Source organism: uncultured Piscinibacter sp. (assembly GCF_937952055.1).
GTDB lineage: Bacteria > Pseudomonadota > Gammaproteobacteria > Burkholderiales > Burkholderiaceae_C > Piscinibacter.
In genome coordinates, this window is sequence record NZ_CALFYO010000021.1 from 808,184 (window position 1) to 827,148 (window position 18,965).

Annotated in this window: 12 protein-coding genes; 2 read left to right on the top strand and 10 right to left on the bottom strand. The window is 65.2% G+C overall.

Annotated features, from left to right (window positions below):
- Window positions 1-371 precede the first annotated feature (371 nt).
- From Q0599_RS18090 to Q0599_RS18100, 3 genes are all read right to left on the bottom strand, one after another.
- Window positions 372-788, bottom strand: a complete 417-nt coding sequence (locus Q0599_RS18090; RefSeq protein WP_298832328.1) for a response regulator — start codon at window positions 786-788, stop codon at window positions 372-374.
- Window positions 789-990: 202 nt separating this feature from the next.
- On the bottom strand, window positions 991-1,623 hold the full coding sequence (locus tag Q0599_RS18095) for a response regulator (protein ID WP_298832330.1): 633 nt from the start codon (window positions 1,621-1,623) through the stop codon (window positions 991-993).
- A gap of 127 nt (window positions 1,624-1,750) precedes the next feature.
- Complete coding sequence (locus Q0599_RS18100; RefSeq protein WP_298832332.1) at window positions 1,751-3,973, bottom strand: PAS domain S-box protein; 2,223 nt, start codon at window positions 3,971-3,973, stop codon at window positions 1,751-1,753.
- An 859-nt stretch (window positions 3,974-4,832) separates the two neighbouring features.
- Between Q0599_RS18100 and Q0599_RS18105 the strand changes: the two genes are divergently transcribed.
- On the top strand, window positions 4,833-5,384 hold the full coding sequence (locus Q0599_RS18105; RefSeq protein WP_298832337.1) for a lipid-binding SYLF domain-containing protein: 552 nt from the start codon (window positions 4,833-4,835) through the stop codon (window positions 5,382-5,384).
- A 746-nt stretch (window positions 5,385-6,130) separates the two neighbouring features.
- On the opposite strand, the gene Q0599_RS18110 is transcribed toward Q0599_RS18105, so the two are convergent.
- From Q0599_RS18110 to Q0599_RS18140, 7 genes are all read right to left on the bottom strand, one after another.
- On the bottom strand, window positions 6,131-8,380 hold the full coding sequence (locus tag Q0599_RS18110) for a patatin-like phospholipase family protein (RefSeq protein ID WP_298832338.1): 2,250 nt from the start codon (window positions 8,378-8,380) through the stop codon (window positions 6,131-6,133).
- Between the two features lie 113 nt (window positions 8,381-8,493).
- Window positions 8,494-9,450 carry a DUF4105 domain-containing protein gene (locus Q0599_RS18115; protein ID WP_298832341.1) on the bottom strand — a complete coding sequence of 319 codons (957 nt, stop codon included), beginning with the start codon at window positions 9,448-9,450 and terminating at the stop codon, window positions 8,494-8,496.
- Between the two features lie 41 nt (window positions 9,451-9,491).
- A complete protein-coding gene (locus Q0599_RS18120) occupies window positions 9,492-10,571 on the bottom strand; it encodes a hypothetical protein (RefSeq protein WP_298832344.1) in 1,080 nt (359 codons plus the stop codon).
- Between the two features lie 100 nt (window positions 10,572-10,671).
- Window positions 10,672-11,835, bottom strand: coding sequence for a hypothetical protein (locus Q0599_RS18125; RefSeq protein ID WP_298832346.1), 1,164 nt, complete (start codon window positions 11,833-11,835; stop codon window positions 10,672-10,674).
- A gap of 468 nt (window positions 11,836-12,303) precedes the next feature.
- Window positions 12,304-13,626: a DUF1254 domain-containing protein gene (locus Q0599_RS18130; protein WP_298832348.1), complete on the bottom strand. Its 1,323-nt coding sequence runs from the start codon at window positions 13,624-13,626 to the stop codon at window positions 12,304-12,306.
- A 119-nt stretch (window positions 13,627-13,745) separates the two neighbouring features.
- Window positions 13,746-14,996: a DUF1214 domain-containing protein gene (locus Q0599_RS18135; RefSeq protein WP_298832351.1), complete on the bottom strand. Its 1,251-nt coding sequence runs from the start codon at window positions 14,994-14,996 to the stop codon at window positions 13,746-13,748.
- Window positions 14,997-15,083: 87 nt separating this feature from the next.
- Entirely contained in the window at window positions 15,084-17,759 is a 2,676-nt protein-coding gene (locus Q0599_RS18140) for an arylsulfatase (RefSeq protein ID WP_298832353.1), read from the bottom strand.
- On the opposite strand from Q0599_RS18140, the gene Q0599_RS18145 reads away from it, so the two are divergent.
- On the top strand, window positions 17,749-18,963 hold the full coding sequence (locus Q0599_RS18145) for a DUF3300 domain-containing protein (RefSeq protein ID WP_298832355.1): 1,215 nt from the start codon (window positions 17,749-17,751) through the stop codon (window positions 18,961-18,963). The genes Q0599_RS18140 and Q0599_RS18145 overlap by 11 nt on opposite strands.
- Window positions 18,964-18,965: the final 2 nt, after the last annotated feature.

The following is an 18,965-nucleotide window of genomic DNA, read 5'->3' on the forward strand; positions in this document are numbered from 1 at the left end:
TTTGCGCCACTTTAGCGGATGTGTCCTGGGCGGGTCAACGAACTTGTAAACAAAAAATCAGTGAAATCAACCACTTAGCGCCGCTTTTTGAGGCAGGATCGCGCAATAACCCTTTCAAAAACAAGAACCTGCGTGTCTGACTGAAAGTGAACACTGAGGTTGCATCGGGAGGAGAGGGCTGCACGAGGGGGCCTTGGGCTGACTCGATGGGCGTGGAACACCGGCGCAGTGCGTTGGCCGATCGCTCGACCTGCCAGCACATCGTCGTTGGCCGACGTGCAGGCCCAGACCACGGGCGGGAGAGCCCTTGACTGCGAGAGTCTCCCCCACCCCGCCGCGAGCTGCACTGATCCGGTACTGGGTCAGTCAGGTCACGGGTCCCGCCGCTCTGGCGCGTCGCTCTTCGACGCACCACGGCTCGCGGCCAGCGCGCTCGCGATGGCTCCCACCAGCAGCACGTCGTCCATCGGCTTGCTCAAGTACGCAATTGCCCCTTGCCCCATCGCCCGCTGGCGGCTTTCCGGCGTATCGTGCCCCGTGATGATGATGACCGGCACCCGCACGCCTTCCTGGGCCATCTGCGCCTGGACCTCGTAGCCGGTCATGCCCTGCAGATGAAGGTCGAGCACGATGCAGTCCGGAACGGAAATCCGCAAGGAACCCAGAAACTCGCGGCCCGACTCGAAGACTTCCACCCGATAACCCACCGAGCGGAGAAGTCTCTCGAGCGCTTTGCGGACAGATCGCTCGTCGTCGACGACGGCAATCAGTGGAGTGCATTCGCACATGTTGGCGACAGCCTAGAGCACCGCCGGCGCGCTGCGAATTGGACCTTGGTCCAACGCCCGCCGCCAGCGACGCGTCCGTCGCTTCCACGTCCTTGGCGGCGCTGCACGAAGTGCCGCCGTACCGCGAAGTCGCCAGGTTCGAAGCCGACTTGTCCCGACTTCCGGAAACGACGACGCTCCTACGTCCGCCTGACTCACGACATCAGGATTCGGAGGATGCGGGCTTGATTCCCGCGCGCTCGGCCAGTCGCGCCAGTTCCGCAAGCGATTGAACCTGCAGCTTTTCCATCATGCGTGCGCGATGGACCTTCACCGTCTTCTCCACGGTGCCGAGGTCGGCCGCGACCTGCTTGTTGAGCTTCCCGGCGAGGATGTGCACCATGACTTCCCGCTCGCGCGGGGTCAGAGTGTTCAGCCGGTGCTCGAATTCAGTCCGTTCAATGCGGGAATGCCGACGCTCCCGGTGTAGCTCCAAAGCGGTGTTGACCACAGTCAACAGCGCTTCTGCTTCCACCGGCTTGACGAGAAAGTCGAAGGCGCCGTGCTTCATGGCCCGGACGCTCGACGGCACATCCGCGTGGCCGGTCAGGAAGATGATCGGCAGGTCGCTGCCGCGGGCGGTCAGCGCATCCTGCAGTTCCAGTCCGTTCAACCCCGGCATGGCGATGTCCAGGACCGCACAGCCGGACGCGGCGGGGTCGTAGCCCTCCAGAAACGCCGTCGGCGAATCGAACCCGACCGTGCGCAATCCCGCGGCAGTCAACAGGCGGCTCAACGCCTTTCGCACTGCAGCGTCGTCATCCACCACATACACGACCGGAGGCTGCGCGGTCATCGGACTGCCGTGTCCCTGCGCACCCGGCGCGACGAGAAGACGCGACGCCTGGGCACGCGCATCGCTCCGGCAGGGTCAACCCTGGCGATGCGCGTCAAGTCCCCGCCCCTGGGCCGACTCCTCGCGCTCATGCGCCGGCCTCGCGAAATACCGGCACGGAGAAGCAGAAGGTGGCCCCACGCGACTCGTTGTTGACCGCCCAGATGGCGCCGCCGTGGGCGTTCAGAATCGACCGGCAGACCGACAGGCCCACTCCCAGCCCGTTGGACTTGGTCGTCTGGAACGGCTCGAAGATCATCGCCATCCGCTCCGGCGGTACGCCGTCCCCCTGATCGGCCACGCGAACCTCGATCGAATCCGCGTCGCGCAACGCGATCGACACGTCGACCACGCGGTCTTTCGAATCGAGATGCTCCATGGCATCGCAAGCATTGAGGAACAGGTTGAGCAGGACCTGCTGCATCTGGACGCGGTCACCCTTCGCCGCTGGCAAGTCCGGCATGCAGTGCACGCTGAGCCTGACCTGTCGGATCGACAAATCGCGTTGCACGAGGCGCGCGACTTCGGTGGTCACTGCGTTCATGTCGAGCTTCTGGTACTGCACCTCGCTCTTGGCGAGCATGGCGCGCATTCGCCTGATGACTTCTCCGGCTCGCCTGTCGTCGTCGACGATGTCGCCGAGAATCTCGCGCACTTCCACGAGGTCAGCCGACCCTTTTTCCAGAAATCGCAGTGCAGCCTGAGCATTGCTGAGGATGGCCGCCAACGGTTGGTTCAACTCGTGCGCGAGCGAGCTCGACAGTTCGCCCACCACAGCGACGCGGGACAGGTGCGCCACAGTGTTGCGCTGCTCCATGGCCTCGCGTTCCTGGCGTCGACGTTCTGTGAGGTCCGTGATCGTGACCAGAACCTGATCCCCATCCTCGCTGTCGATGGGTATCGTCCAGACTTCGACCGGAAACTCGCTGCCATCCTTGCGTCGACCGAAAATGTCGAGCTCCGGTCCAATCCGACGCCTGATGGGTCGTTCGAAGTATTTCTGCCGCAGGAGCACATGATTGCTCCTGAACCGTTCCGGGAGGAGGTCATCGATGCCGAGATGCTTGAATTCTTCGAGGCTGTAGCCAAACACTTCCTCTGCCGGCAAGTTCGCCAAGAGGATTCTGCCGGCCTTATCAGCGATGAACACCGAGTTCGGAAAATCGTCCACGACCAGGCGGAAGCGTCTTTCGTCCCGCACGGCCTGCGTGATGTCGCGTGACACGCCCCGCAGGACGCGCCCCCCGTCGACACCGTCAGCCGACACACCGGACTCCCAGGCGATCCAGCGACGCCTTCCATCGGGGCGCGTCACGCGGAAATTCAAGCGAAAACTGCTCCGGCTCTTCACCGCCTCATCGACAGCTCGAGCGACGGCATCCCGATCCTGGGCGTCGATGGCGCCGAGAAGGACCTGTAGGTCGAGGGGTTCCGAGGCCGCAATTCCGAACTGAACTCGCCCCCCTTCGCTCATCCACATCTGATTCCGGCCGAGATCCCACTCCCACATGCCCATGTCGACGGAATTGGCCACGAGCGCCATGCGTCCTTCCGTTTCCCGCAGAAGCGTCTCGTCCTCCATCACTCTCTTGGCGTACTCCGCCTTCCGCGAAACGTCGGAGCCCAGTTCAAAGGCCATGGCGAAGAGAACGACCAAGCATGCCGGCGTGATCAGATAGGGCGACTCGATAAGCCCTGCCTCCAGCAATGCCGAATGAACCACCGAAAACACTGTGGCGAGCGCGATGCTGCCGCCGATGAGGGCCGCGCGTCGACGCTCCAGTGGGTCACCGCGCCGCCACAGAGAGATGGAGCAGTCCACGATGAAGCCCAGATAGAGCACGCTCCTCAACACGACCAATCCCAGCCAGCGGCTTGCCGGGCCGTACGCGAGCGTGACGGTGTCCCCGCCCACCACTTCGAATGTCCGCAATACGGGCATCTCCGTGAATCGATAGCTCAGGTCCAGCGAGAGACCGACGACCAGCACCAGCAAGCTCAAGACGCACACGGTGAACGCCAGCCACATTCGGCGAGCACCCAAATACGCGCGCAAGAACGCCACGACCGCCGTGATCAGCACGAACACCGGCACGCCTCCCCAGCGAACCAGCATGACGTACTGTTCCGGGGAGGTGGCTTTCATCGTCATCACTTCCATGGCCGCGATGACGCCGATGGAGGAGGCAATGATCACGAAGAGCAGGTGGACGACAACCGCCGGCCGTCTCAGCCAGATCGTGAAGTGGACGAATGCGAGGATGGCGCAGGCGCCGCCCATCATCGACCAGAAGCCGTAGATCCAGTTCATCTCATTCCCAAGTGTCCGCGCCTGGGATGCCCGTGGGGCCACCGGAGCCGACACAGGGCGACGCCGCATGCGAAGCCCCGCGCGAGGACAGCAGATCGGTTGTCTGGCGACCCGGCCCGTCCCGTGAGGGCAGCCCATCGCAAAGGCCGCATCGCGCCACGGCGCTCGCGCCGGGCTCTGCCATCGAGGAAGCGCTCGGCACCAAGGCGAAGGCCGACGGCGGTTGGACCAAAGGCCAATAGTCGGTCAGGTCGCCTATGAGCATCATTCACTTGCCGCGCTTGGGGCGAGGTGTGATGCGCATCGCCTCGAGGGTGGTTGCTTGGAAGAGCCAGGGCCAGGACAGGGAATCAGTATAGTGGGTACTCTGGTACGTCCTCCATGGGCCTCCTCGGCTTTCGCCCGGCGGCAAGCCGTGCGCTGGAGCCGCAGAAGTCTGGATTCATGGGGCGCAGCGGCGATGCACGAGAACTGCAAGCATGCCTGCGGGGTGCTGCGCCGGACACGGAATGGCGCGGAGAGATGGGCCTCGGAACGCGGCACCCGTCACCTGCGAGGGACCCCATTCGTCGCGGGCACTGCCACCACGAGGCGACGGGTTGGTGGCCCACCCGCACTGCCCACGGGCGGCCATCCTGCCGCAGGGAAGGGCCCCAAGGGCGCGTCACTTGCGGTCGGACACGACCTTCGGGACGGGCACGCTCGCCAGGTGATGGTTGGAGTCCTGCGGCAAGGCTCCGGACCCGAACTCAGGACCGATTCCGAAAAGCTCAAGTTCGAGCAGTTCAGGCCACCGATGAACGGCCGTGGCAGGAGCTGGCGCGACGAATTATCTTGACCGACATCGAAAGGAGTTCTCATGACCAACCTATTCCGGACCTTCCTCGCTTGTGTGACGGTCGTGGTTGGATTGATCGGCCTGCAGCCGGCGTACGCCGCCGAGCCATCGGGGCTCGACCAGGACGCTCGTGCCGCGCTGAAATCGCTGTACAGCGGCTCCCCTGGCGCGAAGGCGCTGGCCGACAAGGCCAAAGGCATCCTGGTCTTTCCGAACGTGCATAAAGCGGGCTTCGTCGTCGGCGCACAAACTGGCGACGGGGTGCTGCTCGTGAATGGCATGTCGAGCGCCTACTACAACACATCGGCAGTCTCGATCGGGCTGCAGGCCGGTGCGCAGTCGTTCGGCTATGTCTTGTTCTTCATGAGCGACAAGGTGTTGACCGACTTCCGGAACAGCAAGAACTTCCAGATCGGTATGGGACCGAACATCGTCTTCATCGATGCCGGCGCCGCGAAGGACATCAACAACCTGACGAGCAAGGCCGACGTTTATGCGGTCATCTTCAGTCAGAAGGGACTCATGGCTGGCGTCGGCCTGCAGGGCTCGAAGATCACCAAACTGGGTCAGTGAGGGGCCGACCGGCCGCGCGTCCCCGAACCCTTAAGCACGGTTCGCCGGGTCTCGCAGGCCCGGCGGTTCATCCCGGATCCGACGCGCCCGTGGCTGCGGTCCCGCCGCGGGGCGGGCCACGGCTGCTGCAGCGAGCGATATCCCCCGTTTGCGGTGCCGTGGCAAGCGCGAAGCGACGTCGACGTTGCCAACGTTTCGCGCGTGACACCGATTGACGGCGCCACCGAAGGTGGTGTGTTCGTCGGTGCCGATGGAGAGACGTCCAGATTGCCCTTGACCGTCACCGGCGTGGCCCTGCGTGCCCATGGCATCGCGCCAGCCTGGATCCCATGGCGCTGGCCAGCGTCCGGCGCCGGCGCTTTCCCACGCGCTCAGCGGCCACCCCTTCCCGATCGCAAGCAGTGCCCGGATCGTGATGGCGAACTTCTTCGCAATCGTCGCGACGCTGCCTGCAGACGGTGATGATCGACGAGCCATCGTTCGTGCTCACCTGGTGAAGGCGCAGGCATCGCCGCCCGCGGGTGACCGAATGTGGCGGCTCCGGCCTCGCAGAGGCCACATCGGCCTGACGACTGTCCAGGAAGGTCGGACACGCACCGGAACGCAGCCTGCCGCGCCTGACCACGCCCATGCGCACCGTCCTCGACTCGCCCAACCTCCCAAGAGAGAGACTCATCTCCTGCCAATGCACTCACACGCGCCAGTGCGACCCGTTGGCAGGTCATGTCTCGGACCATACAGACTCTCTAGAACGGCCTTCCCAGATAGAAGTAGAACGCGCTGTTTCCATCCTCCGTGTGCCCGTATCCGAGGTATGCGGGCCCGATCGGGCTGTCAGCAGCGATGAAGACGCCGACGGACTTGAGCCATCCCTCCGGGTTGCCCGGCACCAGCGGCTGACCAACCTCGCCGGCTTCCAGCGAGACACCTCCGTAGGCACCCTCCAGCAGAGTGCCGCGCAGTATGCGGCGGTAATACATGAGCCGCCCGTAGCGCAGGCTCTGCCCAATCAGCTGACCGGTTGAATAACCGGACAGTTGCAGGAAGCCGCCCCACTGAAACTGGTCGTACACGGGCAAAGGGCTGGAACCCAACCTGCCGCCGGCTCTCATGCCGACGTTGAACGTGTGTTCGCCGATGGAATAGGCGGCACCGGCGTTGACGTCCCATTTGGTATAGGGTTGGTCTGCTCCGAGACCGCTGTCCGCGGCGAACAATTTGAGCCCGCCGCCCCAGCCTGAGCGTGGGAAGTCTGCGCTGTCGAGCTGGTCGAGCACCAGGCGCGTCCTGTACGCCCATTGGCTGACTCTCGAAGTTGCCGGCGCCAACTCGGTCGACCCGGTGTCGAGCCGCGGTCTGAGCGACTCGCGCACCACGCCGAAACGGAGTTCGCCGTACCTCTGGAGATTCACGCCGACATCCAGGCCCGCCAGAGACGAGGTGGTCTTGTACCTCGCGATCCGCTCATCGCCTTGGTAGAGGCTGGTGGAACGCCGCTCGAACGCCAGCTGCGGTGCAACGAAGAATGCGCCGCCGGGACTGAGCGGCTGGTAGAACTCGCTCGTCAAGCTGCTTGTCTGCCCGACCTGCCAGTCCGTTCGCCACTCCGCACCCAGCGAGTTGAGCCAGGTCCTTCGATAACTGCCGAGCAGGTTGAAGTAGGCATCGCCGCCCAGATCGCTCGACAGCCCCAGGCCAAAGCGCACGAAGTCCGGCCCCCAGGACTTCTCGACCGCGTCCACCGCGAGCACCCGCCGGCTCCTCTCTTCCAGGATGCGGTAGTTCACGTGCTCGAAGTCCCCGGTGCCATACAGGCGGCGCATGTCGCCATCGAGGGTGTCCTGGTCGATGGGTTGCCCGGTTCGCGTGCGCATGACCGCCATCGCGGTCTGCGCATTCACACGCTGGAGGTCGTCGAACCTGATTTCATCGATCGGCCGCTGGTCGGTCGCCACATCGACCCGCTGTCGCTCGCGCCACGCAGCGTATTCGCCGACCGGCACCGCCAGGAGCGCGAGCCTCTCGGCCACCTTGTCCGCAGCCACCTCGCCCAGGGGCGCGATCTTCGGCAAGTGGTCGAAGTCGCCGGTCGAGTAATCGCCCAGTTCTGGCGTGATCAGGATGTCGGTGGGCCTCAGCGTGGCGAGCGCGGCCTGCACGTTCTGCTCGGTCAGGATGCTGAGCATCTGGCTGGCCACTCCCCCGATCCCGGTCAGCGCCTCGCGCTTGAGCAGAGGCGTGCCCACATTGACCGCGATGACAATGTCGGCACCCATCGCTCGCGCGGTCTCCACGGGCAGATTGCTGGTGAGCATGCCGTCCACCAATATCATGTTGCCGAACTCGGCCGGCGCCACCACGCCGGGCACCGACATGCTGGCACGCATCACGTTGGCAAGCTCGCCTTCGCTGAAGATGACCGGCTTGCCAGTCACCAGGTCGGTCGCGACGGCGCGGTACGGGATGGGCAACTCGTCGAACCGCTGGAAGCCGCGCGCCTTGGAAAGCCGGCGCAGAACAGTCTCCAGCTGCACGCCGGTCACCAGGCCCTTGCCGAACTGGAGCTTGCCGGCGCTGACACCCACTTCGGGCCCCAGCAGGATGGTGTAGTCGTCAAGCTTGCGCCGCATGGACTTCTCGCGGCGCGGGGGCTGTTCCTTGAACAGCAGTTCGGTGGAGATACCCTCCAGGATCGTCTCCATTTCGGCGACGCTCATGCCTGTCGCATAAGCGGCGCCGATCAGCGAACCCATGCTGGTGCCGGCGATGCAGTCGATGGGCACGCGGTGCTTCTCCAGCGCCTTGAGCACGCCGACATGGGCCGCACCTCGCGCGCCGCCGCCGGACAGCACCAGGCAGACTTTCGGACGCTTGGCGCTGCCCGCAGGTCCAGGCGCCTCGTCGGCACCGGCGGGGGCCACCAACGCAGAGAGCATCACGAAGAACGCCAGCCGCACGGCGGCCATCGCGTCGGTCCAGCGAGATCGCTTCTTCATTCCTCGTCCTCCCTCGAAGACACGGCCGCTTTGCGCCCCCCGCGTCGCGCCTCATCGCACCCGACGGTGCATCGATCTGGCGCGCCGCCGGGGGCACCGGCATCCGCGCAGCCTCAGGGCAACCGGATGCGCCTTGAAAAATCCCGCGCCGCATCGGCAGCCCGCGCCCGGGCATTGACGTGCGCCCGGCGCTGGAGTTCGGCGAAGGGCAGGCCACCGGTATCCAGCCGCCCCTGTTCGTACAGGTACTCCGGAACATAGCCGCTCGCCAGGATCTTCCAGCTGAAGGGCAGGTGCTGCGGGTTGATCCGACTGTGGAACCAGATGTTGGTCGTGCAGTTGGTGGTCAGCGTGTTGTAGAACTCGGGGACCGCCCTGAGCGCGTTGATCTTCGCCATGTACTCCAGGAAGAGCTTCTGGCCGTTCTCCAGTGCTCCCTGCAGCCGGTACACGTAGACATCCTCGGGCGGGTCGTGCCGGTAATTGGTTCGCAGCCTGATGACGTCGCGCTCGTCGGCCACCACGTAGTAGAGCTCGTACTGCCGGAAGAATCCTCGGCTCGTGGAATAGCCCTCCCCCTTTTCCTTGCGGGCCTCGATCGAAATGGCGAGGTGGTCATCGCCGGCAAAGGCAAAGCTCAGGAATACGTGCGCGACGGCCGGTCCCATCCAGTAGACAGCCACCACATCGACACCCTCCAGCCGGCGCAGGTCGAAGCGTTTGTCGTAGTAGGCCGGGGCGTAGTCGGTTTCGCTGCGATAGTCGAAGTTGCGGATGTTGTGCACCGTGACCATGTCGCCTTCGATCGTGGCATGCGACAGCACCGCCACGTCGGCCTGCCAGTCGCGGTCGTTGGACGGCGCGATGCCGCGCCACCAGGCGACGAGCAGCGCGAACAGCACGAGGTAGGCGGCGATCACGCGCCAGCGCCAGCGCCGGAAACACAGCGCGAGCAGCGCGGCGAGCGAAGCCAGCGCAAAGGCGGCGGCCAGGACGTTGCGCAAGGCATCGTCCGGGGGCCCCGAATACGCGAGCGCGAGCATGCCCCAGCCTCCGGCGGCCGCCGTCATCAGACCGAGCAGCGAGAGGCCCGCGAGGGTGACTGTCCGTCTCATCGCGAAGGTACCGTGACGACCGGCGCCGCCGCGCTGGGGCCGGTCTCGGCCAGCGAAAAGAGGATCAGCAGGAACGTGAAGATGCGCTTGCTCGCGACATCGGTGTCGTCGATCCAGTACCAGTGCCCCCGGTACGGCACCGCCGCATAGGCATCCGCGGGCGCCTCGCTCCCCGAACGGATGCGCGCGAGCCCGATCGACGAGGGGTCCGCAGCCTGACGGGGAAACGGCATCGCCCGTTCCTGCCCGGCTGGCGCGTCGGGCAGTTCGACGCCGCCACCGAGCCGCAGCATGAGTTCCAGCATGGAGCGGCTGATGATGGCCACCTCGCGACGGTGGCGCGGGACGAGCCCGTAGACGACCTCGAACTCGCCGACACCCGGCTCCAGTCCCAGCAGTTCCACCACCCGGTCCCGGTCCCGGGCGAGCCGGACGTCCGCGCTCCCACCCCGCAACACGATCACGACGCCGCCGGCGTTCTTGCCGGCGTCGACCCGGATTCCCAGAGCCCCGGCCCGCTGCATGCGTGACAAGGCCTGCACCAGTTCGCCGAAGTCGGCTTGCTCGACTTCGCCCGGAGCGTTGCCGCGCAGTCCGTTGGCCGCGCTCACCACGGTCTGCATCACCAGTTCCACTGGCCAGCCGCCCTGCAGCAGCTGCACCAGGGCCGCCGGCGGGATGGGTCGGAGCAGGGACTGCGTGAAGCGCGCGCCCGTCAGCGGCTGATAGGTGACCGTCGGCGTGTTCGACCAGGTGCCTTCAACGCCCAGTCCGAGCATGGCGGGATCGGTGTGGCTGAAGGCCTCGACGCTGGCGTTCGCCTTCCCCCCCACCGAATAGCTGTTGATGATCGAAGCGACTTCCAGAAAGACCGGCGCATCGGCGTGGCGCAGCCGAACCACGTTGAGAAGCGTCTGGCGCTTCCAGGATTCCGCGATCACCCACCCGAAGTCGATGCGGTCGGCGGTGATCCGGGCGGGAGCGACGCTCATGCACCCAGCCAGGGCCAGCTGGGCGACCGCCGCGGTGATGCCGCAAAGGCACCGGCAAATCCCCCGAACGTCGGTGCGAATCATGGCGCAGTCCTCACGGGTGTGTCCCGCCTGCAGTCCGGTTGCGGCACGCAAATTCCCATGCCGGCCTCGGCGCCTGTCGCTGACCGGGTGCCGCACGGCTTCATAGGCCGAACAGTCTCAGGAACAGTTTCTCGGCCAGCGTCTGGACGGGAAACTTGAACAGCAGCAGCGGGACCATCGGCAGCAGCGCCGCCGATGCGATGTGCACCAGCATTCCGAAGCTGACGATGACCAGCCGCACATCGCGAACGATGCCGACGCTGCTGCTCAGGTCAGCCATCGACCGCAGGTCCGGCGTGCCGAGCAGTGACGCATCCCGGGCGCCGTCTTCCCTCAGCCATTTCCTGTCGAACTCGTTCACGTAACGCGCCGCGAGAATCGAATAGTCTGCCAAGCCTTTCACCCGGCATGCCCACAGCCTGGGGGCGAAAATGCACAGAGGGCCGAGAAACAGCGCGGCGAACAAGACGAGCATCAGGCCGAGCGCCGGGTATGTCGCTTCCAGGGCGAGCGTGCCCGCGGCAAGTTCCTCCGCGAACGACGCGGCCTGCACCGCCGAGAGCGCCAGGACCAGCGCACAGAATTCGTTGTGCACCACTTCCAGGTATCCGAGTCCGCCGGCGCGGTCGGGGTGAGTCGGCACCAGGTGGAGTTCGAGCCTGGACAGGCGCCAAAGGAAGTGAGACCAGATCGCGAGCCGCCAGAGCCAGCGAAGAAGCAGAAAGCGAAACAGCGTCATGCAGACGATCCAATACCAGGCACCGGTCAGGCTCGTGTCGCCCCCAGCTGTTCTCGCGTCGAAGTTGGCGGTCACCCCAAACAGATGCAACTGCGGTCCGATCAGCAGCGACAGCACAGCGGCCAACAAGAGGATCGACTCCGGCCACGCGGAATTCCTGTACCGGGTCGCGCGCGCAGTTTCGGAATTCAGGGCCTGCAATGCGGTATCCGGCACGACACGCGAGCGCACCAGCATGCCCACGAACATCGCCATGCGAGGATCCACAAGCGCCTCGCACATGAAAAGCAGCGGGATGGCCAGCAACAGCCGCACGTGCGTCCCGATCATGGGGAGGGAGAAGAGCTGGTTCCCGACGCCCTCGATCAGGGCCAGCGCCACCAGCACCACCCAGGTCGAAACACCGAGCGCCAGTCCGAGGGGGACCGTGTTCGTTCCGCCGTGGACCAGTCCCAATCGGTCGCCAACTCGGTGCAGCGGTCCGCCGAACAGCGAGAAGTCCTCAAGTTTCCCGCTTTCGGTCATGTCTCACGCCTTCGGTACGGCACCGTATCAACAATGACTGTGGCGCACCGATCGGGGCAATCACCCGGCAAGAATCATCGGTGCGCCGGGGGAGATCGAGCCGCTTCGGAATCGCCGGCGTGGCGGTTGTGATGACATCGATCAGCCACGGAAGAACCGGCGTCGGCATGTGGCTTGGGCCGCGTCGACCACCCGCGCACCCTTGCCCCCGGCAGTGGGGAGCAAGGCGTCCTTGGCTGCGCCATGGATACCGTGACCCACCCGGCAGTGCAGGTTCCTCGCATTTCGGACCTTCCTCATGCCCTGCATCGCTCTCGAGGGTGCACGCCGATGATCTGGGGACCTGCATATCCATGTTCGTCGGCACCACTGCGACTCCCGGGCCGTTCGCACGGTTTTCCGCGCGCATCGCTCAAGTGATCCCCTCTTACGTCCACCTCACCCCATGACCCTTGACCCTTGCCGTATCTACTTCGCCCGCATCACCGCCGGTGGCGCCCAGCGACCGTCAAGCACCTGCGCTTTGGGCCCGTACAGGCGCATGGTCACACCGAGCGCGCCCTTGGCGGGAGCCGGCAGCCAGTTGGACTCGTTGTCCGCGCCGGGCGATTCGTGCTGCATGAAGATGTCCAGCGATCCATCGGGGTTGAAATTCAGCCCGTCGCGATCGCCGATGGCAAAGCGCTCAAGCTTGTTGGCGGCCATGAAGCCTTCGGCGTCGTACATGGTGACCGACCAGAAGGCTCCCACCGGCGGCAGCCCTTCCTTGTCGAAGTGCAGCACGTACTTGTTGGCGCCATCCAGGGGTTGCCCTTCGGCATCGGCCAGGCACATCGGGTAGATCGCGTCCTCCGGCTGATTCGCTCCCAGCCCGACCATGGCGATGACGGCGCGCTTGAGATAGGCGTTGCCGTAGACCCCGATTGTGTCGGTCATCATCGTCCAGCCGTTGGTGACCCGCGCCAGCGTGTTCACTCCCGCTTGCATCAGCTTGAGGCCGTCGACAACGGCGCGCTCCAGGCCTGCCCTGACATCGGCAGGGGCCTTGTCGAATTCGAAGCTCTCTCCGGGTTCGATGCCGATGCGCCGCATGCGTGCGACGATCGACCAGTCGGTGACATGCGGCGCGTGCAGTTTCATCAACTCCGCGCCGTAGCTGTAGAACCTGGCAGCTGGCATGGTGTTCACCTGGACCAGCGGCGGGGTCTTCATGTCCACGCCGGGGTCGACGACGGTCTTCGTTGGCACGGCCGGCTTGCCCCACTGCGACAACGGCGTGGCCACAAAACCGTCCTGCACCTTGTGCACCGCGGCGTAGTCCTTTGTGCCGTTGGTTTGCGTGCGGCCGATGATCCACACGTAGGGCGTGGGTGACTCGATGCGGCCGACGCCTTGCGGGAGGGTGCCCTGCCATCTTTGCGGCACGACCGCGAAGTGTGCCGCCTGCGTGCCGCTGGTTCGCGACCCGGGCACGGCGAAGACGTCGGTCCACATGTCGATCATCGGCAGCAGGTAGTAGCGCCCGCCCGTGTCCGGCACCGAAACGACGACAGGCTCGTTCGTCAGGTCGAGCCAGACGCTCGAATAGAGCGTATCGAAGTTCGGCCGCACCACCTCGCGAAAATCGGCCGGCGGGAAGGCCCGCATGTGGGCGAACGTGTTGGCCGGCCCCGCTCCGGGCTTCGTGCCCGGCTCGTAATTGGTCGTGATGCGCCGGGTGATGTCCATGAGAATCAGCGGGTAGAGGTAGTGATAGACCTCGATGCCGATCTCGTAGGCTTGGTCTTGCATGTTCAATTGATTTGCCATGTCTGCTTCTCCACCGCGTACGCGGCAAGTTCGATGTCTTCGCCGATCGACCGTCGCTGCTTCACGCGTTCCGCGCTCCAGCCAGGATCGGGCCCGGAGATCTATCCGACGATCCTCTCTGCCTTGGGCGGCGACCAGGTCTTGAATTTCTCGAGATCCGGGCTGTACAGACGCAGGATCACGTCGATGCCGTAGTCGCCGCGATTCAACGGCAGCCAGTTCTCCTCCGGGACGCCTTCCGGCTTCCGCTCGGCAATGTGGATGGCGATGCCGCCGTCGGCGTCCAGTTTCATGCCGCCGTTCTCGCCGACGCTGTACTTCTTGCGCTCGTTCGGAATGAAGAAGCCGTTCTTCGTGTCGTACAACGTGAACGACCAGAAGGACCTGGCGGGGGGCAGGTCGCCCGCCGCCATGCGGATGACATAGTCGTGGCTGGCATTCATCGGCTTGCCGTCCGTCGTCGCGACGGCCGGGTAGACGGCTTCCTGCGCCGGTTGGCCGATCGGCCCGATCACGGACTGGAACAAAAGGTGTTCCAGGCTCATCTCGCCTTTCGGCTGGAACAGCTTGTTCACGTAGTCGGCGAACTTCGGGTTCCCGACCTTGGCCATTTCGCCCTTCCAGACACGCTCGGCAATTTCCCGGAAGTGCTTGCCGTCGATCTGCGCGACTGTGCTCGGGTCATAGGCCTTGCCGGGCACCACGCCCAAAGGCGCGTAGGCCGCGAGCAGCGGCTGGTCGATGTCGTTGTTCGGATCGAAGGTCGTATGGTTGAGGACGAACTGCATGACTTCCAGCAGGTTCGTCTCGAACACATCGAAGTCGGTCTTGCCAACCGGCGGGAACGTGATGTCGCCGATCGGCTTAGCCTTCCCACCGTGAAGCTCCGACAGAGTCGCCAGCTGGACCGCCTTCATCTGCCCCAGGATGCGCTCGAATCGCTCCGTATCGCTGGCATGCGGCATGACCCGGAACACCGCCGACACGAAATCGCCGCTGGCCTCGAAGTAGCGGTCGACACCCTGGACCTTCTCGCCCTTCTCGTAACCTTGGGTGCGCGAGGTGTAGACCAGCATCTTTTCCGGCCTGCCGAAGTTGCCCAAGCGGGTCGACAGCGGAATGTTCACGTAGTGATCGTAGGCCGTGATCATCAGCGACACGTACTTCGAGTCGATCGCCGGGATGTCCAGAATGACGGGATCCTTGCGCAGGTCCAGCATGCAGCCGATGTAGAGGGAGTCGTTGTTGGGTCGCGCGATGTCCCGCATCGTGTGATCCTTGAGGCGCGTGTCCGCCGCCACGGTGTTCCAGCCGCCCTGCTTCAGCGCGAACTTGTTGTTCACGTTGTACATGGCCACGTACTGGTACGAACGCTTGACGAGGTTCTCGACGATCGAATCGTCCAGTGCTTGACGCGAGCCCACGGTGCCTTCCTCGAATTAGGCTCTGGCCTGCATTGCCCGCGGCGCTGCGTACTTGACGTGCATCCGCTCGATCGTGCCGTTGAACTTGAACGGCGCCTTCTTGCGGTAGTCGAGCGACACTGGCGAGCCGAGCGCGATGCCGACGTCGAGGCAGTCGTTGGCGGTGAACCCCAGCGGCGCGCTGACCGGCACCGTGCCCTCGGCAAACAGCTTGCCGTTCACCTTGAGGGTCACCTTCAGCGGACCGCCCGCCCTCGGCTCGATGTAGTCCGTCTCGATCTCGATCTTCACCTTGCCGGCCGGCAGCTTCTGCTTGGCACGGATCTTGGTACGCTGGACGATGAACAGGTTGTACTCGTAGCAGAGGATCCCGTCCTCGACGAAGCAGGTGAGCCCACCGGAATTACCGCCGAGCTTGTAGAGCACGCCGTTCGCTTTGGCCGGCACCTCGGCGTCGATCGTGACGAGGTTGGGCTTGTTGCCCAGCGCGGGCGCGGCGAATTCCGGCACGCGCACCGTATCCCCCGTGAGAGTCCACTCCGTGTAAGGTGAGCCCAGGCGCAACTCCGGATGGAACAAGGCGACATAGAGGCCACCGCCGATCGGTAGCGCCTTGTTCCTCGCTGCCTCGACGATGAAGATCTCCTTCATCTGGGCGAGCTTTTCCGGCATCTTCGCCGCGAGGTCGTTGGCTTGCGTCCAGTCCTCCTCCAGGTTGTAGAGTTCCCATACATCCTTGTCCGGCGTCCACTCGGCGATGCCGGGGGGAACGCCCGGCAGCCAGGGCGTGCGCGGGCCGAAGGCGCTGGCCATCCAGCCGTCGTGATAGATGGAGCGGCTGCCCATGATTTCGAAGTACTGGGTAACGAGGCGGCCCTTGGCCTTGGCGTCACCGAACGTGTAAGCCATGCTCACGCCGTCGATCGCGTCCTGCGCCACACCGTTGACTTCGCGCGGCGGCGTGATGCCGACCACCTCGTAGATCGTCGGCACGACATCGTTGCAGTGATGGAACTGCGCGCGTGGCGTCGCATCGGGCTTGATCTTCGCCGGCCAGCGCACCGCCATGGGATTGCGCGTGCCACCGAAGTGCGAAGCCAGCAGCTTTGTCCCCTTGTAGGGCGTGCTGCCGGCCCAGGCCCAGGCGCCGTGATACTGGTTGTCGGTCAGCGGAGAGCCCAGCACGTCCAGGCCGCCAAGTTCTTCCAGCGCCTTGATGTGCTGATCGACGGTCGTGGGAATGCCGTTCTGTGCCAGCAGCTCGCTGATGGTGCCGTTCTGTCCCTCGGAGGACGAGCCGTTGTCGCCCCAGATGTAGAAGATCAGCGTGTTGTCGCCGCAGCCCATGGCTTCGATTTCGTCGACGATGCGACCCACCTGTGCGTCGACGTGCTCGCCGAAGCCCGCGGCCACCTCCATCAGGCGACGCTGAAACGGCTTCTCGTTGTCGGGGATGCTGTCCCACGCTGCCATCTGCGGGTGCCGTGGCGTGAGTTCCGCGTTCTCGGGAATCCACCCCTGCTTCTTGGCGCGCTCGAACACGCGCTCGCGGTAGGCATCCCAGCCGTCGTCGAACTTGCCCTTGTACTTGTCGGCCCACTCCTTCTGGACCTGGTGGGGGCCGTGAATGGCACCGCTGGCCCAGTACATGAAGAACGGCTTGTCCGCGGCGAGCGCCCGGTGAGTGCGCAGCCAGCGGATGGCATCGTCGGCCAGATCCTCGCTCAGGTGGTAGCCCTCTTCCGGCGTCTTCGGCGGAAGGACCACGGTGGTGTTGCGTACCAGGTGGGGCTCGTACTGCGAGGCCTCGCCTGCGAGAAAGCCGTAGAAGTATTCGAACCCCAAGCCGGTCGGCCAGTTCTCGAAGGGCCCCGCCGCCGTCGTCTCGTTGGCGGGCGTGTTGTGCCACTTGCCCCAGGCACCGGTGCTGTAGCCATAGTCCTTCAGCACTTCGGCCACGAGCGCGCTGCTGCGCGGAATGCGCCCGGAGTAGCCGTCGAAGTCGTTGGCCAGCTCGGTGATCTGGCCGTTGCCGACGCGGTTGTGGTTGCGGCCGGTCAGGAGCGACGCCCGCGTGGGCGAGCACATGGCCGTGGTGTGGAAGCGGTTGTAGGCAATCCCTTCCTTGGCGATGCGCTGCAGCGTGGGCGTATGCACCTCGCCACCGAGCGCGTCCGGAAGCCCGGGGCCGGCATCGTCGATGAGCACGATGAGAATGTTCGGCGCATCGGCGGGAAGGCGGCGCAGTGCGGGCCGCGGGCTGTAGACCGATTCGGCGATCGTCCGGCCGGCCTTGCTGCCCGACGGTTCATCGGGAAACGGAAGGGTGTCCTGCTTTGCGGCTTTGTCCTGGCTCATCTTGCGCTCACTCTTCGGATTCGGCGACCGTCGGTGGCGGAAGGTGCCGCGTGCAACTCCAGCCCGCAGCGGTCGCTCTTCACGCCACCCCCCGCCACGAGCAGGACTCCCAGTGAATCTACCGAGTGGGCCGAAGATCGAACATTGGACCTTGGTCCAATTCCCCGGCCTGCGGAAGCGCCTTAGCTTCGGCATACGAAACATCGGCGACCCATCGCCCTTGACGGGCGGAGGCAGAACACAGATGAAATCTGATCGTGGGGTGTCTTCCCGCACGGCCCCGGAGGCGTTCCATCGCCTGCTGGCGACCGTTGCGGCGTGCATGGCCATCATGTTCCCGCAGCATTCACCCGCGCAGGCACCCGCCGCGGTGGGTGGGGTCTCGGCCGTGATGTCGGCCGCCGAACTCGAGAATCTGGTCGCTCCGATCGCGCTGTATCCCGACGATCTCGTCGCGATCATCCTGCCTGCGTCGACCAATCCTCTGCAGCTGGTGCAGGCGGGGCGGTATCTCGACAACCGGAAGTCGGATCCCAAGCTCGCAGTAAACGAGGGTTGGGACGACCCGGTGAAGTCGCTGCTCAACTATCCCGAAGTCGTGCACTACATGAGCAAGGACCTCGACTGGACGGCTGCGCTTGGTGAAGCGGTCGTGGCGAGCCAGGCTGACGTGCTGGAAGCGATCCAGGCGTTCCGGCGGCGGACTTATTCGGTCGGCAACCTGAAGACCGACACCAAGCAGGTGATCGTGGTCGAGAAGGAAGTCATCAAGATCGTGCCTGCGAACCCGCAGGTGATCTACGTGCCGCAGTACAACCCGACCACGGTCATCGTGCAGGGTGGTTATTCGTCCTGGAGCTACTGGCCGTCACCCTACCCCGTTTACTACTATCCCTACCCTCCGGGCGCAGCGTTCGCCGCCGGGCTCGTGTGGGGCGCGGCGATCAGTTCCGCGTGGAGAGGCCACCATTACGTGGCGCATTACGGCGGCTACGGCCGCCAGACCTACATCAACGTCAACGTGAACCGGAATGTCACGGTCAACCGCCCCGGCATCCCGGCACAACGGCCCTCCGCGAGCCTCACGACGGGGCAGGTGTCCACATTGCCCGCGACGACCCAGTGGCGGCCCAACAAGCAGCCCGGCCAGGTCAGCGGCGCGGTGGGTCGGCCCGCGCCGCGCGTAGGCGACCGGCAGCCCACCCCGGCGCGCAAAGACGTGGGCGCATCGCCCGTGGCGACGCCCGCCACGCCCACCGCCGCGGCGAAGGTCAGCGCACCCCAGCAGCGCGCCGCAGCCGTCCCGAGCCCGGGCCGCGCCGCCCCGGGCAGCGCCTTCGACGCCTCGGGATCGGGACGCCAAGCGCAACTCGACAGCGCGCGCGGCGCCGCAAGCCGCGAAACCGTCGCGAGACAAGGACAGGCGCCGGCAGGCAGCGCCCGCCCCGTGGCGCCTCAGAGGCCCACCGGCGGCGCGCGTCCGGCAGCGCCCCAGGGCCGCGCAGGCGCTGACCGCGATGGCACCGGGCGTCGCTAGGA

Coding starts and splice junctions, on each gene's coding strand:
- Q0599_RS18090 (WP_298832328.1), bottom strand. CDS start 788: ATGTGCGAATGCACTCCACTGATTGCCGTCGTCGACGACGAGCGATCT.
- Q0599_RS18095 (WP_298832330.1), bottom strand. CDS start 1,623: ATGACCGCGCAGCCTCCGGTCGTGTATGTGGTGGATGACGACGCTGCA.
- Q0599_RS18100 (WP_298832332.1), bottom strand. CDS start 3,973: ATGAACTGGATCTACGGCTTCTGGTCGATGATGGGCGGCGCCTGCGCC.
- Q0599_RS18105 (WP_298832337.1), top strand. CDS start 4,833: ATGACCAACCTATTCCGGACCTTCCTCGCTTGTGTGACGGTCGTGGTT.
- Q0599_RS18110 (WP_298832338.1), bottom strand. CDS start 8,380: ATGAAGAAGCGATCTCGCTGGACCGACGCGATGGCCGCCGTGCGGCTG.
- Q0599_RS18115 (WP_298832341.1), bottom strand. CDS start 9,450: ATGACGGCGGCCGCCGGAGGCTGGGGCATGCTCGCGCTCGCGTATTCG.
- Q0599_RS18120 (WP_298832344.1), bottom strand. CDS start 10,571: ATGATTCGCACCGACGTTCGGGGGATTTGCCGGTGCCTTTGCGGCATC.
- Q0599_RS18125 (WP_298832346.1), bottom strand. CDS start 11,835: ATGACCGAAAGCGGGAAACTTGAGGACTTCTCGCTGTTCGGCGGACCG.
- Q0599_RS18130 (WP_298832348.1), bottom strand. CDS start 13,626: ATGCAAGACCAAGCCTACGAGATCGGCATCGAGGTCTATCACTACCTC.
- Q0599_RS18135 (WP_298832351.1), bottom strand. CDS start 14,996: ATGTACAACGTGAACAACAAGTTCGCGCTGAAGCAGGGCGGCTGGAAC.
- Q0599_RS18145 (WP_298832355.1), top strand. CDS start 17,749: ATGGCCATCATGTTCCCGCAGCATTCACCCGCGCAGGCACCCGCCGCG.
- Q0599_RS18140 (WP_298832353.1), bottom strand. CDS start 17,759: ATGATGGCCATGCACGCCGCAACGGTCGCCAGCAGGCGATGGAACGCC.